The sequence below is a fragment of the Falsiruegeria sp. JB4-1 genome (assembly GCF_055693495.1).
The window spans coordinates 1,620,896-1,637,005 of record NZ_JBVFTZ010000001.1; the positions used below are offsets into that span (position 1 = coordinate 1,620,896).

The following is a 16,110-nucleotide window of genomic DNA, read 5'->3' on the forward strand; positions in this document are numbered from 1 at the left end:
GAGACTCAACGTATCAAAACACTAGAGCCAATGCGGATCGCGCGCTATGCTGTCTGTGTTTAACCGGGTTGTTGTTCAAAAAATGACCGGCGATCCAGAAACTCAACTTTGGTTGTTTTTGGGGAGAAAAATGACTGTACTTACACATTTTGGAAGAACGTTGCTGGCAGGTGCTCTTAGCCTTGCAGGCACTGGGGCCGCATTAGCCCAAGAGAAACCGATGAATTTCCTGGTCATATGGGGAGACGACATCGGATATTGGAATGTCAGCGCCTACAATCAGGGCATGATGGGGTATGAGACCCCCAACATCGACCGCATCGCGAAAGAGGGGATGTTGTTCACCCACGGCTATGGCGAGCAATCCTGTACCGCAGGGCGCGCTTCTTTCGTGACCGGACAGTCGGGTTTTCGCACCGGATTGCTCAAGGTCGGACTGCCGGGCGCCAAAGAGGGGATCAGCGAAAAAGACCCCACAATCGCAGAATACATGAAGTCCAAAGGCTACATGACAGCCCAATACGGCAAGAACCATCTGGGTGATCTGGATGAGCACTTGCCTACAAACCACGGATTTGATGAATTTTTTGGCAATCTTTATCACCTGAATGCCGAAGAAGAGCCGGAAAATTCGGATTATCCACAAGACCCTGAATTCCGAGAAAATTTTGGACCGCGCGGGGTTATCAAATCGTCTGCCGACGGCAGTGTCGAAGACACCGGACCCTTAACTCGCAAGCGTATGGAGACCATCGACGAAGAGGTCACGGCAGGGGCGCTGGATTTCATCGATCGGGCCGCCGAGCAGGAGAAACCCTTTTTCCTGTGGTACAACACTACGCGGATGCACATTCATACGCACCTCAAGGAAGAAAGCGAGGGCGTGACCGGGCTGGGTGTTTACCCGGACGGGATGGTCGAGCATGACAAGATGGTCGGGCAAATGCTGGACAAGCTTGATGAGCTAGGCATCGCAGACAATACGGTTGTCATGTATTCGACCGACAACGGAGCCGAAGTGTTCAGTTGGCCTGATGGCGGTACCACGCCGTTCCGTGGCGAAAAGAACGACAATTGGGAAGGCGGGTTTCGCGTCCCCATGATGATCAAGTGGCCCGGTGTGATCGAACCCGGCAGCCGGTCGAACCAGATCATCAGCCACTTGGATTGGTTTCCGACGGTCATGTCCGCCCTTGGCGATACCGATATGAAGGAGCGAATGCTGTCCGAGGCCCCCTTTGGCGAGGGCAATGAGCCGGTGCATCTGGATGGTTATGACTTCATGCCGTATTTCCGAGGCGAAGCCGAAGAAGGCCCCCGGCGCGAATTCCTGTATTTCTCGGACGGCGGGGATTTGATGAACCTGCGCTACAACCGGTGGAAGGTGGTTTTTGCCGAACAGCGGGCTCATGGGTTTGATGTCTGGCAGGAGCCGCTGACGTTCTTGCGTCTGCCCAAGATCATTGATCTGTATTCGGATCCATTTGAGCGCGCTGAACACGAGTCGATCGGGTATTCGAAATGGCGTCTGGATCGCACTTATCTGCTGGTGCTTAGCCCAAGCTTTTGTCGCGCAGTTCCTGGGGACATTCCAAGACTACCCGCCGCGTCAGAAACCTGCCAGTTTCTCGATTGATCAGGTGCTGGAGAGCTTGCAGCGCAACCAAGGAGGGTAGGAGACAACTTTAAATTTGTCTCGAAGTTTTCGGGCCCAAGCTCGAGCTTGGCGCCCCTGTCTGCCCTTGGAGGCAGGTGGTCCGGGGGCTCTCCCGCCCGTCGTTCGTGCATCACAGATGCCCTCCTCCTGTTGGGCCGGGCCTCGCTACGCTCGGTAGTCGGTAATTGTGGCAATATGGGCGCGTCCAGCGCGACCGCGCCGAGCAATTAGCGAGGCGCCCGGCCCAAGCCCGCTAGCGGGGCTGACGTAGTCAGGTCTGCTCGGGCGCGGGAGTGTCCCGTATAAAGGTTCGTTGAGTTGGGAAATGTCTGGGTGGAAAGGCCCGATTGAGGAGGCACGCTGACGCTGGGCTTTCGCGGCAACGCTCCAAAAGGGCGACCGCCGAAACCTTTGGCCAAAGTACTTCGACGACCACGCTGCATTTATGTCTTCGAATTTTGTTTCGTCCGCTTCAAAGACGTCTAGGGCATGTGGGATGTGGCGCATCGCCGAAACTGGTGGGCACCCAAGATTGCTTAGAAATCTGCGTATGTTGACCACCACTTGTGAACTGCGGCATCGGCCTGCGGAATGGGGGACGATTGCGTATGTCTTGAACGAAAGCAGCGAGCCGCTGAAATGACTAAAAAGACCAGCCAGTGCCGGGCCCGTGGAGCAATTGCATTCCGGGTTCACAGCGCATTGGCGAAGTGCGGCTTGTTTGGGTGGCTCAGCTCGTAGTCGAGCGGGCCTTTGATCAAGGTACCCACTCCGACCTCTATGTGCTTTCGCGCTGATCCCCCCAGAAAGACAAGCGTTTTCGGCACTGTAAAAACCCCGAACTATGAAAAAGAAATGCTCAAAGGCTTCCTTTCACAGAACCTTCATCGCCCCAGCCGAAGGCGGTGAAGGTCAACAAGTGGTCCGTACAAGGGTAAAACTGGTTTGCAGACACCTGCCGTTTACTTGAAGTTGCGACTGTCCTTGATCTGATCCCAAGCCCAGACGACTTCTTGCAACTGTTCTTCCTGGCTGCGATCGCCGCCGTTCATATCTGGGTGCAGGACCTTGATCAGCTTTTTATAGGCTTTGCGCACCTCGGCCTTGGTCCAGCTGTCTTTGGCTTCCAGAATCTCGACAGCGCGACGCTCGGTGGGGGAGGCGTTTGCCGCCGCCACCGGATGTGCGGCCCTTGTTCTGCGTGCCGTTGGCGCCCAAAACCTGATGCGGGTCCTCGATGCCAAGACGGGCCCAGGCGCGTGCTTCGGGGTCGCCCATGGGTTTGGTCTCGCGTTCCCAGACCTTGTCCTTGGATTGCTGTGCGTTCAGCTCGGCCTCGGTGGTGCCGTCAAAGAAGTTCCATTTGAGGTTGTATTCGCGCACGTGCTGCTGGCAGAACCAGAAAAAATCATCCAGAACGTCTGGCGCTTTGGGGGCGCGAAACTTGCCTGGTTCTTCGCAACCCTCATGCTCGCAGACACGCACCGAAGTTTCGGATGCTCCCGACATGCCCCGACGTCCGCGCGGGTTCTTTTTCTTTGCTGAGGAGACAGACATATCGAACCCAAAGGGATCTGATTTGGCCATGACGGATACCTTTCGAACGCAACTTCTCGACTCGGAGGCAGGAGTTTAATCTAAGTGGCGCCAGATAGAAGAGGGCACGGCAAAAAAAACCGTGAAATAAGGAAAGAAAACACCAATGAGCATAACAGAAGAGATCCGGGATCGGCTGGAAACCGCCTTTAGTCCAACGGATTTGGAGGTAGTTGACGACAGCGAAAGCCACCGCGGTCACGCGGGTTACCAAGAAGGTGGTGAAAGCCATTTCAATGTGCGAATCCGTTCAGCGGCCTTTGTGGGCAAATCGCGTGTTGCACGTCATCGAGCTGTGCATACCGCCCTGGGCGACATTGTACCGCGTATTCACGCGCTGGCGCTGGATATTGACGTTTGAAATATCCTGCCATTGGAGAGAGAGACTTTGACAGCAAGTGTTCCTAGATCTGAAATGGTCAGATGAAGCACCGTTTGCTCGACTCCAATTGGCAAAGGATTGCGGATCAGGCGTCCCTCTTGGGGGCGTCGCCGTCGTCGGTGTCGGATGTTTCGACTTCGGCAGACTGCTGTTCGGCACGATTCTTGAGCGCGGTTGTCATTCCGGACACATCACTCAGTTCTTCTACACCATTGTCTTTGAGCATGCGTTCAGCGCCAGATGCCAGGGGCGGGTCTTGAGGGGCCTCAGAGATCGGGGCAGGCGCTGCAACGGGTGCAGGTTCGGATATTGGGCCAGGCACCGGTCTCGCGGCAATTTCGTCATCAGGATCGTCGGTTGGCATATCCGGTGCTACTTTCCTACGGAACACCAATACATTGCGCCAGTTTTGAACCGATCCTGTTAGGCCTGTCCGTTCATCGCTGGGCAACAACTCTGCGCGCTGAAACTCCCACCCGTCGGCGCCCATCTGATTGAGCAGCTGTTCAACAGTCAGGGCAAAGCGCCCTTCGGGCGTTTTCACGCCTTTTGCTTTGGTGCCTTTGGACGGCGCAGGAACGACTTTGTATTCGTAGCGATGCATGGTGCTTCCCGGAACTTCGTGTCGCGGCAATCTAGCAGGTTAACGCGCAGGTAAAAGACCTGTTCGCGGGGAAAGGGCCGGTCTAAGGTGACACCAATGATCCCTTCCAAGGAGGAAGGGCGAGGCGATGGGCAAGGGCGTGGTGCAAAAAACGGGTTTCATTCAAGGCGTTTTGGTTGGCGTAGCCTTAGTTTGCCTGCAGGCTTGCTCCGAGACACCGCTTGATCAGGTTACTCCCGTCACTCAGGCGCGCAATGCTCCGCATTCTACCCTTGCAAGTGCGGCAGCTCGCTTGTCACAAGGGCAGGCGGGGTTCGTGCCGCTGCCGGATGGGGATCAGGCCCTGGGCGCCCGGTTACGGTTGATCGAAGGTGCTCAAGACACGCTGGATCTACAGTATTTTCTAATGAAGCCGGACTTAGGTGGATCGTTAATCGCCGACGCTTTGCTCAGGGCAGCCGATCGCGGAGTGCGAGTGCGGTTTCTGTTGGATGATTTTTTTACCACCGTGGAGGACAGTAGCCTTGCCCTGATTGATGCACACGACAACATTCAGGTGCGAATTTACAATCCGGCGGCACGCCCCTGGCCCAAACCGGTGGGCATGGCCTTGGAGTTCTCGCGGGTCAATCGACGAATGCACAACAAATCCTTCGCCGCGGATCAAGCCTTTGCCATCATCGGGGGGCGGAACATTGCGGACGAGTATTTTCAGCTCAACACCAATTCCGAGTTTGCCGATTTTGATCTGCTGGTGGTGGGGCCGCCGGTTTCTGAGATCGGTGAAGAATTCGACCGTTATTGGAACGACGGCTGGGCCGTGCCTTTGAGCAGCCTGTATGAGCCCGCAAGCGCGCAGGAATTGCGCGAAGCTCGGGTAGAATTGACCGCAGAACTGAAGCCGGCGCGCCAAGTCTATGATGATGCGGTAGAAAACCGATATATCCGTCAGATCGGCACCTCGGCGGTGCCGCTCTATCGCGGGCGGGCCGAACTGGTGGTTGACCCGCCAGAAAAGCTAAAGCAGCCGGTGCGGGGAGGGCCCAGGCCCCTTGCCGAGACTTTGCTGGCGCGGATGCGGGATGCCAAACACGAAGTCATTCTGCTGACGCCTTACTTTGTTCCCGAAGACTATGGCGCTCGGCTGTTGTCCGATTTGGCACAGCGCGGAGTGCGGGTTCGGATCGTCACTAACTCGCTGGCGGCGACCAACCATACCTATGTTCACGCAGGATACCGCAGGCACCGGGTGAATCTGCTAAAGGCAGGGGTCGAACTGTATGAGCTGCGCGCAGATTCGCTGCAAGCGCTTGGGCTGGTTCCGGCAGAGTCCGAGATCGGCGTTGTCATGCACACCAAGCTGGCGGTGATCGACGACACTGTGTTTGTGGGCTCGCTGAACTTGGACCCCAGTGTCGATCAAGCAAAACACCGAACTGGGCGTGTTCATGGCCAGTCAGCAATTCGCGCGCGATACCCTGTCCGAGCTGGAGCAAGGGCTGGCAGATTACACCTATCGTATCACGTTGGATGACAGCGATCGGCTTCAATGGCGCTATGAGCAGCCCGATCAGATCACCGTGAAAACAGCCGAGCCGGGCGCCACATTCGGGAAGCAACTGGTGGTGGGTATCACCGCACTGCTGCCGGTCGAGCAACAGTTGTAAAGTTAATCAACAAAGTCGGGCGCGTATTCGGCGACCTGAACGCGGCGCTCCAGAAGGCTGCTTTTGCGGTAAGCTGTCAATTGCGCGTCTCCGTAGACCACATAGTCCTAGGTCTCGTAGGCGTCGGCGAAAAACGCGCGGGTCGGGATCAGAGGGGAGAGCACTGGCTTGCAAGGTGGAGTGAGTAGCTGCGGTGTCACGGGTGAGGAAAAGGGAAGTGCCGGTGACAACTGCGGAAACGGCTGCGAGCCCAACAAACGTTTTCTTGAACATGTAACCTATTAAAACCAATCAAAGCTGTATTTTGAATCTGCCCAGGCGGGAAAACAGGTCAAGTCGCTGGATGTATGATTGACCTGGCCGCGAAAAAAAAGGCGGCACATCCGCGCCGCCCTTGGAAAATTCTGATGGTCAGCTTTTCCTGTTATTGGCCCAGCTTCTGCGCCACCAGTTGGTTGACCGCCTTGGGGTTGGCCTTGCCGCCGGTCGCTTTCATCACCTGACCCACGAACCAGCCCGCCAGTTTCGGGTTTACTTTGGCCTTTTCGACCTGCGCTGGGTTGGCTGCGATGATGTCATCCAGGGCGGCTTCGATGGCGCCGGTATCGGTCACCTGTTTCATGCCGCGCTCTTCGACGATCTGAGACGGATCGCCGCCTTCGGTGTAGACGATCTCAAACAGGTCCTTGGCGATCTTGCCCGAAATGGCGTCTGAACTAATCAGATCAATGATGCCACCCAATTGGTCCGGGGACACGGGGCTGTCGGTGATCTCGTGGTCTTCTTTTTTAGGCGACCAAAGAGCTCGTTGATGACCCAGTTGGCGGCCAATTTGCCCGAACGGCCATTAGCGACTTCTTCGAAATAGGCCGCCGATTCCACTTCGGCCGTCAGAACCGAGGCATCATAGTCGGTCAGGCCAAAGTCCGCGATAAAGCGCGCCTTTTTGGCGTCCGGGAGTTCCGGCAGATTGCTCGCGATGTCATCGACCCAAGCCTGTTCGATCTCCAGCGGCAGCAGGTCGGGGTCGGGGAAGTAGCGGTAATCATGCGCTTCTTCCTTGGACCGCATCGAGCGGGTTTCGCCCTTGTCCGGATCATAGAGGCGGGTTTCCTGATCGACCGTACCACCACCTTCGACGATTGCGATTTGACGGCGGGCTTCGACATCGATCGCCTGCTGAATAAAGCGCATCGAGTTCATGTTCTTGATTTCGCAACGGGTACCCAGGTGCGAGAAGTCCTGTGTTTCCATGTACTTCTCATACTGACCGGGACGGCAGATCGAGACGTTGACGTCCGCGCGCAGGTTGCCGTTTTGCATGTTGCCGTCGCAGGTGCCCAGGTAGCGCAGGATCTGGCGCAGCTTGGCGATATAGGCGGCGGCCTCTTCGGGGCCGCGAATATCGGGGCGAGAGACAATTTCCATCAGGCAGACGCCGGTGCGGTTGAGATCGACAAACGACATGTTGGGGTCCATGTCGTGGATCGACTTGCCCGCGTCCTGCTCCATGTGGATACGCTCGATGCGCACCAGACGGGCAGTGCCGTCGCCCATTTCAACCAGCACTTCGCCTTCGCCCACGATGGGGTGGTACAGCTGGGAAATCTGATAGCCTTGAGGCAGGTCGGGGTAGAAATAGTTCTTACGGTCAAACGCCGATTTCAGGTTGATATCGGCCTTGAGGCCCAGACCAGTACGAACGGCCTGCTCGACGCAATACTCGTTGATCACTGGCAGCATTCCAGGCATAGCAGCGTCCACGAAGGCCACGTTCGAGTTCGGTTCGGCGCCGAATTGAGTCGATGCGCCCGAAAACAGTTTGGCGTTCGACGAAACCTGCGCGTGTACCTCCATCCCGATCACCAGTTCCCAATCGTGTTTGGCTCCGGCGATGGTCTTTACCTTTGGGGTGTCGAAAGTCAGGTCCAACATGGCTTTTTCTCTTGTCCGCTTGGTTCAATCCGCCTTCTAGGCCGCTGCGCGCTGCAGGGCAAGAGCAGAACGGCGCAGTGTGGCGACACCCAGTAGAGGGGAGGGAAGGGAAAGGAAGTAGAAAACAACGCTTGGCTGTTGGACGACAGACTGCGATCAGATCTCTTTGGAGCCTTCAGCAAAGCTGTTTTTTTGCCAGAGACGTTGATTCATCCGGCGTCCAATTGTGGTCCGTTGGGGGTAAAGGTTACCCGCAGTCCACGGTTGATTTCGTCTCGGAAAAGATCCGCGATTACCTGCAATGCGTCTGCCCGCCCACGTGCCGCAAAGCGACTGGGTGAGGTGATCCGTACGTTGTTATCAAAGCCATCCGCTGCATGGGCCCAGATCATCGGATGGACTTCTGTCAGATGATCGCGGATCAACCAGCGTTCGTTGTCGCATATCTGGACCCGAACCAAATCTCCCGCTTCATCCAGCCCCATTCCTGCGCGCAGGGCAACAGAGCAGTAGGCTGCCAGAAGATTTATCATTTCCTGATCCGGGCGAGTTTTGATGATGTCTCTTAGGCCATCCACAAAGAACTCGACATCAACTCTGCCACAAGCACCTTCGTCCAGCGCGATGGCGTCGAAATACACCCAAGTATAGCCGTCGGCACCCCAAGTGGCTTGTGTCCGTGATGCGGTTCGGCGGGCTTCAAGCTCCAATTCTTCATAGCTTCCGAACCATCGTGGCAACAGTTGGGTTCCCATTGAACGCATATGCCGGTGATTGTCAGGAGCCAGATCAATAAGTTTTTCGTATTCGTCCCCGATCCGAACCTTGGGCAGACGGCGGCCTGCAAACAGGGCGCATCGGGCAGTGGACAAAAAGGCGCTGTTTCGGGTGCGTTCGGCATATGGTGCCAGCAGGTCAGCCGCTCGATCAAAATGGGCAGCGCAGCGCTCCTGATTCAGCCGCGGAACGATGGAATCCCAACCAGTCCCTCGCCATGCCCAACCTAGATCTATGTGCGCCAACGCGACAACGGCGCTCAACATCGCATTGTCAGGCGTTTCGAGTAAAACTTCCTCTAGGCCAATTACGCCTTCGACCAAAGACGACGAATTTGTTAGCGCGTCATCCATCAAGGCGTGCTCGGCGGCCTGAACAACATCCGAGCGGGCGCCATACGCCAGCAAATCTGCTGCAGGGGCCCCGTCGGCCAACACGTGCTTATCGGCGTCGGCAACTTCAATTTCTCGCGCAAGTTCTTCCCAAAGGTCCTGTCTGGCCAGAAACCTACCCCGGTTTTGCAGCTCACTTGCCGTTGTTTCGCTGTGGGATATGTCTGCCATCGGAACAGATAGGTGATCCTCGATGCGGAAGGGTTTGGAGACCGCCCGAGCTTGGAAGTTACCTGACCGAAATTCAGGACTGCGACGGGACAGCAAATCGCGAAAGCGAGACATAAAACGGCTGGACCTGGTGCTTGGGCGGTGAAACATTGCTGCTCCGAAAACGGGTTCTTACTCCGTGCAAAGCTGACGCTGGTTTGCGGCACAATCGTGTCCAAGCTGGGGAGTTTCAGGACAGCTTTGTGGATTAGCAGGTGAAAGGTCGCCACATTCCCTAAAGAATGGTGAAGTGGTGTCTCTCTACACGTAAACCGTGTGCCTGGAACGCGAATTCCAGGTCGCGATGAGGGGGCAGGCTGTCATATGGTAAGCGGACACGCTTGTTTGTTTTTAGATACAAGGTGACTCGTACTGAAAAATCCCAACGGGTGCCCATGCGAACAAAATCGATTTCGTTCAGGTCAACCTGCGCAGTGCGTTTCCCGCTGAACCAGCGTAAGCCCTGCCCATCGATGGACAAACCTGCGGCCGTGTTTTGTGCCAGATCCCACAGCGTCGGCAGAGTAACCAATGCCAACCCACCGGCAATCCACCATGCGGCATCAAACAGCACCATCAGGGCAATCAGGCCAGAGTAGACCATGATCAGGATCGCCACCGTCTTTGGTTGCCTATGGTGGCGCACAAACGAATAGGGCTCGGTCATCATCTTCCGCCTGATACGTCCAGGCAGGTTCCGGTGACGTAAGAGGCCTGGTCCGATAGCAGATACAGCACGGCGTCTGCGACCTCTCGGGGTGATCCTGTCCGTTTCATCGGAACCATGTGCGAAAGTCTTTGGGCCCGACCCGGTTCGCCCCCTTGGAATGGATGTCAGTTTCGATCAAACCGGGGCGGATCGCATTGACGCGGATATTTTGTGCCGCGACCTCATCGCTCAAGCCTTTGGTGAAAATGTCGATTGCTGCTTTTGAGGCCGCGTAGTCGACATATTGATTGGCCGATCCAAGGCGGGAAGCGGCGGAAGAAATGTTGACAATAGACCCACCCTGACCATGGGCTTGCATTCGCAGCACTGCCTCTTTCGCGACCAGCATGGCGCCTATCACATTGATGTCGAACATCCGGCGCAGCCGCTCGTGGGTCAGGTCAGTGACCTTGGCGGCCACATCGACAACGCCGGCGTTGTTCACCAGACCGTCGAGACGCGGGAAGGCCGCGTCCACCTGCGCATAAATCTGCGCGATGTCGCCGGGGTCGGCCACGTCGCCTTGGCACAACACCACCTGCGCGCCGGCAGCTTGCGCAGCCTCGGCTACCGCAGCAGCCCCGGCATGGTCGCTGCGATAGTTCAGGGCCAGGTCATAGCCCTGTTCAGCCGCCAACCGAGCCGTTGCCGCGCCGATCCCGGCGCTGGCGCCTGTAATAAGGAGGGTCTTGCGCATGGTTCATGCCCCCCGGATGCGGGTGATCATTTCGGTGACATCACGGGACAGCTGGGGTGTTGCGGCGATACGATCAAGCTGTGCGCCGATCAGGGTTTGGCGGGCATCGTCATAGCGCCGCCATGTCTGGAAGGCCGAGCACATACGTGCAGTTGTCTGCGGATTGATTGGGTCGAGTCGGATCAGCCAATCTGCGAGCAGCTTATAAGACGCACCGCTGGCATGGTGGAACCCTGCATGGTTCATCGCAAGCGCGCCAAAAACGGCACGGAAGCGGTTGGGGTTCTTCCAGTTGAAATCGGGGTGTTCGCTTAAGGTGTGTGCGACATTGGCCGTCTGCTCGGGATCAGCCAGCGACACCTGCAGGCCGAACCATTTGTCGATCACCAGACGATCCGCTTTCCATTGATCATAGAACGCCTGCAATTCAACCTCTCCTTTTCCTGCCTTGATCAGGCAGCCAAGCGAGGAGAGTTGTAGCGTCATGTTGTCGGCCTTGCTGAATTCCGCGCTGGCCAAAGCCCCGCCATCCAAGCGAGTGATCAAGGACAGCGCCATACCGCCAAGAGCCCGGCGGCCGGATTGATTTGCATCTGGTTGATAGCTGGCCGAAACCTGAGCTTCGCTGTGGAGCCGTGGCAACAGGTCCTGCATGTGTTGAGCTTGCGCCTGACGCAAAGTTTCAGTTGCCGACCAGATCGCTTGTGGATCCGGTGTTGTGCCGCCATCGTGCAAGGCCGCGGCCAGTTCCGACTGACCGGGCAGGCCCAGCATCAGCGCGCGATAGGCGGGATCAAGCGTATCGTCCCGCAGAACTGCCTGCACGCCGTCAAGGTATGCACCCGACGGCGAAGTACCGTCAGTGATCATCGCAAGCAGGGTCTCGCGTGCCAGTGACCGGCCTGCCTCCCACCGATTGAACGGATCGGTGTCGTGCGACAGCAGAAAAGCGCGCTGGGCGCTGGTGGTATCGTGATCCAGAATGACCGGGGCCGAAAAACCTCGCAGGATTGAGGGGACAGGTTTGGCGGCCAGCCCGTCGAAGGTAAAGCTCTGTTCCGCTTCGGTCAGTTCCAGCACCCGCGTTTGCGCGACCTCATCGCCGTTTGCCCCCAACAGCCCCACGGCGACCGGGATCACTTGTGGTTGCTTGTCGTCCTGACCGGGGGTCGCGGGCGTCGATTGCGACAAGGTCAGGGTATAGGTGCCATCGGCCCACGCGTCCGAAACTGTCACGCGAGGTGTTCCCGCTTGCGAATACCAGCGTTTGAACTGGCTCAAATCGCGGCCGGTGGCATCCTGAAACACTGCCAGCCAATCCTCGATCGTGGCGGCGTCGCCATCGTGGCGATCAAAGTACAGATCGACCGCCTTGGAATAGGCTTCATCGCCGACCAGAGTCTTGAGCATGCCGATCACCTCGGCGCCTTTTTCATAGACAGTGGCGGTGTAGAAGTTGTTGATCTCGACAAAACTCTCGGGTCGCACGGGATGCGACAGGGGGCCGTTGTCTTCGGGGAACTGGCGCCCGCGCAGGTCGATCACGTCGCGGATGCGTTTGACCGGCTCGCTGCGCATGTCGGATGTGAACTGCGCGTCGCGGAAGACGGTCAGGCCTTCTTTCAAACACAGCTGGAACCAATCTCGACAGGTGATGCGGTTGCCGGTCCAATTGTGGAAATACTCATGCGCGATGATCGCTTCGATCCGTTCGAAGTTGTCGTCGGTCGAGGTTTCGGGGCTCGCCAGAACGCACGACGAGTTGAAGATGTTCAGCCCCTTGTTCTCCATCGCGCCCATGTTGAAGTCGTCGACGGCGACGATGTTGAACACATCCAGGTCGTATTCGCGGCCATAGACATCCTCGTCCCAGGTCATCGATTTTTTCAGCGCCTCCATCCCAAAGGCGCATTTGTTTTCGTCACCAGGGCGAACCCAGATGTTCAGCTCGACATCCTTGCCCGATTTGGTGGTGAAACGGTCGGGATGGTTGATCAGGTCTCCGGCCACCAGTGCAAAGAGGTAGGTCGGCTTTGGCCATGGGTCATGCCATTCTGCAAAACCCTCGCCTTGATTGGTGGGGTTGCCGTTCGACAGCATCACCTGTTCGGACCCGTTGATGCGCACGGTGAATGTGCTCATCACATCGGGGCGGTCGGGGTAATAGGTGATCTTGCGGAACCCTTCAGCCTCACACTGGGTGCAATACATGCCGTTCGACATGTAAAGCCCTTCGAGTGCGGTGTTGCCTGCCGGGTCGATCTCGACTTCGGTCTCCCAAACAAACGGCGCGTCGGGGACATCGCAAGTCAGGCCCTTGTCGGTGACGTCGGGTGTCACGGGCTGGCCGTCGATGCTGGCCCGGATCAGCTTCAACTCTTCGCCATGCAGGAAAAACGTCGGGTCGGTGGCGTTCGGGTTAGGGCTGAATGTGATCCGCGACGTGACGCGCGTGGCACCGGGGGACAGATCGAATGTCAGATGCACATCATCGACGGTAAATCCGAAGGGCGTGTAATCCTTGAGGTAGATCGTGGTCGGGGCAGCGTCGCGCATGGGGGCCTCTGGATGATAGGAGTTTCGGGTGACGTTATGGGGTTCGTCAAGGAGCCGCAAGCCGGTCCGGTTTGCCAATCATTCGAGTGGCGATTGTTCGGTGCCATTTGAAACTGCATTCACCAAAACAGCACAGTTTCGACGCGGCGACAAAAGTTGCCTATCGGAAACTTTCGATCTATCTGGGACTGCATACTGTTGTACACGGTCCGCCAGAGGGGCCGCCAGAGGGAGAGCGCAATGAGTGTCAGAGAAAACCGGGCAGGGTTGCAGGTCGCGTCCGAGTTTGTGGCGTTTGTCGAAGGGCAGGCGTTGCCGGGAACGGGTGTCGAGGCGGGCGATTTCTGGGCCGGTCTGGCACGTATGATGGCCGAGCTTGGGCCGAAGAATCGCGCCTTGCTGGGTAAACGCGCTGAGATCCAGAGCCGTATTGACGCCTGGCATCAGGCCAACCGCGATGCGGACGCCGTCGCATATGAGGCGTTTCTGCGCGAGATTGGCTATCTGGTCAAAGAAGGCGATGCGTTCTCTATCGACACGGCCAATGTTGACCCCGAGATCGCCCACATTCCCGGCCCGCAGCTGGTGGTGCCGATCACCAATGCGCGCTTTGCTCTGAACGCGGCAAACGCGCGGTGGGGCAGCCTATATGACGCGCTCTATGGCACCGACGCCATGGGCGATCTGCCGTCGGGTAGGGGCTATGACACGGCGCGCGGCGCGCGCGTGATTGCCTGGGCCAAAGGGTTTCTAGATGATGCAGTTCCACTGGCCAGCGGGTCGTGGAGTGATGTTGACGGCGTGAGCGTCGTGAATGGTACTTTGATTCCAGCACTGTCAAATGCAGGCGCATTTGTGGGCCATGGCGGCGCGGCCGATAAACCGGATTTCGTTTTGCTCAAAAACAATGGGCTGCACATCCAGATCATGATCGATGCAAGTTCGAACATTGGCTCGACCGATCCGGCGGGCATTGCCGACGTGCGCACTGGAATCGGCTCTGTCGACAATCATGGACTGCGAAGATTCCGTCGCTGCCGTCGATGCCGAAGACAAGGCGTTGGCTTATGGCAACTGGCTGGGCCTGATGAAGGGCGATCTGGCCCAAGAGGTGACTAAGGGCGGTTCGACCTTTACCCGCACCTTATCTGACGATCTGAGCTACACTGCTGCAGACGGCAGCACGGGCAGCGTCAAGGGCCGCTCGCTGATGCTGGTGCGCAACGTCGGCCACTTGATGACCAACCCCGCCGTGTTGGATAGCGAAGGCAATGAGGTCGGCGAAGGGCTGCTGGATGCGCTCTGCACCACGATGATCGCGATGCATGACCTGCAGCGCGAAGGGGGCAACTCGGTCCATGGCTCGGTCTATGTGGTGAAGCCCAAGATGCACGGACCTGAAGAGGTCGCTATCTCGGTTGAGATTTTTGATATGGTCGAGGACATCCTGGGCCTGCCGCGCAACACCGTGAAACTGGGCATCATGGATGAAGAACGCCGCACGTCGGTGAACCTCAAGGAATGTATCAGGGCCGCAAAAAGCCGGGTGGCGTTCATCAACACCGGATTCCTTGACCGGACGGGCGACGAAATCCACACCTCGATGGAAGCAGGCCCGATGCTGCCCAAGGGCGACATCAAGAACACGCCTTGGATCGCGTCCTATGAGGACCGCAATGTCGACATTGGCCTGACTTGTGGCCTTAAGGGGCGTGCGCAGATCGGCAAAGGCATGTGGGCCATGCCGGATCGCATGGGCGAGATGCTGGAAGCCAAGATTGGCCATCCGCAGTCGGGTGCGACCTGTGCACGGGTACCGTCGCCGACGGCGGCGACCCTTCACGCGACGCATTACCACAAGGTTGATGTGCTTGCGCGGCAGGATGAGCTGGCCGCTGGTGGGGCGCGTGGAACATTGGCTGATCTTTTGACTGTGCCGCTGCTTGGTGGTCGCAACTTGAGCGACGAAGAGATCACCCGCGAGATCGAGAACAATGCGCAAGGCATCCTAGGGTATGTGGTGCGTTGGGTCGATCAGGGCGTTGGCTGCTCGAAAGTACCTGACATCAACGACGTGGGGCTGATGGAAGACCGAGCCACCTGCCGGATCTCGTCTCAGGCGTTGGCCAACTGGCTGCACCATGGTGTGATCGAAGAAGGTCAGGTGATGGATGCGATGCAGAAGATGGCCGCCGTTGTGGATGGTCAGAACAGCCGGCGATACGGACTATCGGCCAATGGCCCCCGGATTTGATGGGGTTGCCTTTCAGGCGGCCTGCGACCTTGTGTTCAAGGGGCGTGTGCAACCTTCGGGTTACACAGAGCCGGTATTGCATGCACGGCGTCTGGAGCTGAAGGCCAGCTTGAGCGCGTGAAGACAAATGGGGGGCGAGACCACGCCTCGCTCCCTGAACACAGCAAGAAAAAGGAAAAGCAGGGATGGCACTTTCACTGAGACGGGCGCGGACGATCATCCGCAAGGCGCTGGAAAAAGGCCGTGAGATGGAGCTGAAGCCGCTTTCGGTTGTGGTTCTGGACGCGGGCGGTCACGTACAGGCGTTCGAGCGTGAGGATGGCGCAGCACCGGGGCGGTTCGCGATTGCCCATGGCAAGGCTTATGGCTCGGTCATGTTGGGAATGGCCGGTACAGCGCAGATGGCGCGGGCCGAGGGGCAGGCTTACTTCATGGCGGCCGTGAACGGGGTTTATGGCGGTCAGGTCATCCCAGTTCCGGGTGGCGTGCTGGTGCGCGACAAGAAGGGTGTCGTGATTGGTGCCGTTGGGGTCACTGGCGACACATCGGACAACGACGCGGCGGCGGCTTTGGCAGCGATCGAGGCGGTTGGGTTGGTTGGCGAAGTCTGATCCACCAAATGTGCATCACTGAACAACGGCCTGCGCCATGGTGCAGGTCGTGCGCTGTTGCGG

The 16,110-nt window shown here is 57.7% G+C and carries 11 protein-coding genes and 3 pseudogenes; 6 read left to right on the forward strand and 8 right to left on the reverse strand.

Going from position 1 to position 16,110, the window contains the following annotated elements; genetic code table 11:
• Nucleotides 1–130 precede the first annotated feature (130 nt).
• A complete protein-coding gene (locus ACZ1HE_RS08350; RefSeq protein ID WP_472620350.1) occupies nucleotides 131–1,636 on the forward strand; it encodes an arylsulfatase in 1,506 nt (501 codons plus the stop codon).
• A 983-nt stretch (nucleotides 1,637–2,619) separates the two neighbouring features.
• Here the strand turns inward: ACZ1HE_RS08350 and ACZ1HE_RS08355 are convergent.
• Nucleotides 2,620–3,244: pseudogene (locus ACZ1HE_RS08355) on the reverse strand (J domain-containing protein).
• A gap of 115 nt (nucleotides 3,245–3,359) precedes the next feature.
• Here ACZ1HE_RS08355 and ACZ1HE_RS08360 point away from each other — a divergent pair.
• Nucleotides 3,360–3,614 carry a BolA family protein gene (locus ACZ1HE_RS08360; protein ID WP_472620351.1) on the forward strand — a complete coding sequence of 85 codons (255 nt, stop codon included), beginning with the start codon at nucleotides 3,360–3,362 and terminating at the stop codon, nucleotides 3,612–3,614.
• A gap of 106 nt (nucleotides 3,615–3,720) precedes the next feature.
• On the opposite strand, the gene ACZ1HE_RS08365 is transcribed toward ACZ1HE_RS08360, so the two are convergent.
• Complete coding sequence (locus ACZ1HE_RS08365) at nucleotides 3,721–4,239, reverse strand: DUF4177 domain-containing protein (protein ID WP_472620352.1); 519 nt, start codon at nucleotides 4,237–4,239, stop codon at nucleotides 3,721–3,723.
• A 127-nt stretch (nucleotides 4,240–4,366) separates the two neighbouring features.
• Here ACZ1HE_RS08365 and ACZ1HE_RS08370 point away from each other — a divergent pair, with 127 nt between their 5' ends.
• Both ACZ1HE_RS08370 and ACZ1HE_RS08375 read left to right on the forward strand, forming a co-directional pair.
• Nucleotides 4,367–5,773 carry a phospholipase D family protein gene (locus tag ACZ1HE_RS08370; RefSeq protein ID WP_472620353.1) on the forward strand — a complete coding sequence of 469 codons (1,407 nt, stop codon included), beginning with the start codon at nucleotides 4,367–4,369 and terminating at the stop codon, nucleotides 5,771–5,773.
• Entirely contained in the window at nucleotides 5,766–5,906 is a 141-nt protein-coding gene (locus tag ACZ1HE_RS08375) for a hypothetical protein (RefSeq protein ID WP_472620354.1), read from the forward strand. Before ACZ1HE_RS08370 ends, ACZ1HE_RS08375 begins: the two co-directional genes overlap by 8 nt.
• A 424-nt stretch (nucleotides 5,907–6,330) precedes the next feature.
• Here ACZ1HE_RS08375 and gatB read toward each other — a convergent pair.
• The 6 genes and pseudogenes from gatB to pepN all read right to left on the reverse strand — a co-directional run bounded on the left by gatB (nucleotide 6,331) and on the right by pepN (nucleotide 13,182).
• Nucleotides 6,331–7,841: pseudogene (gene gatB / locus ACZ1HE_RS08380) on the reverse strand (Asp-tRNA(Asn)/Glu-tRNA(Gln) amidotransferase subunit GatB).
• A 209-nt stretch (nucleotides 7,842–8,050) separates the two neighbouring features.
• Nucleotides 8,051–9,181 (reverse strand): hypothetical protein, encoded by a 1,131-nt coding sequence (locus tag ACZ1HE_RS08385; RefSeq protein WP_472620355.1) that lies wholly within the window; start codon nucleotides 9,179–9,181, stop codon nucleotides 8,051–8,053.
• A 274-nt stretch (nucleotides 9,182–9,455) separates the two neighbouring features.
• Nucleotides 9,456–9,887: a hypothetical protein gene (locus tag ACZ1HE_RS08390; RefSeq protein WP_472620356.1), complete on the reverse strand. Its 432-nt coding sequence runs from the start codon at nucleotides 9,885–9,887 to the stop codon at nucleotides 9,456–9,458.
• A complete protein-coding gene (locus ACZ1HE_RS08395; protein WP_472620357.1) occupies nucleotides 9,887–10,006 on the reverse strand; it encodes an SDR family oxidoreductase in 120 nt (39 codons plus the stop codon). The genes ACZ1HE_RS08390 and ACZ1HE_RS08395 overlap by 1 nt, the downstream gene beginning before the upstream one ends.
• Entirely contained in the window at nucleotides 9,994–10,626 is a 633-nt protein-coding gene (locus ACZ1HE_RS08400; RefSeq protein ID WP_472620358.1) for an SDR family NAD(P)-dependent oxidoreductase, read from the reverse strand. The genes ACZ1HE_RS08395 and ACZ1HE_RS08400 overlap by 13 nt, the downstream gene beginning before the upstream one ends.
• 3 nt (nucleotides 10,627–10,629) lie before the next feature.
• Nucleotides 10,630–13,182 (reverse strand): aminopeptidase N, encoded by a 2,553-nt coding sequence (gene pepN / locus ACZ1HE_RS08405; RefSeq protein WP_472620359.1) that lies wholly within the window; start codon nucleotides 13,180–13,182, stop codon nucleotides 10,630–10,632.
• Nucleotides 13,183–13,422: 240 nt separating this feature from the next.
• Here pepN and ACZ1HE_RS08410 point away from each other — a divergent pair.
• Together ACZ1HE_RS08410 and ACZ1HE_RS08415 are read left to right on the forward strand one after the other, a co-directional pair.
• Nucleotides 13,423–15,557 (forward strand): annotated as a pseudogene (locus ACZ1HE_RS08410) (malate synthase G).
• Nucleotides 15,558–15,621: 64 nt separating this feature from the next.
• A complete protein-coding gene (locus ACZ1HE_RS08415; RefSeq protein ID WP_472620360.1) occupies nucleotides 15,622–16,047 on the forward strand; it encodes a GlcG/HbpS family heme-binding protein in 426 nt (141 codons plus the stop codon).
• Nucleotides 16,048–16,110 lie beyond the last annotated feature (63 nt).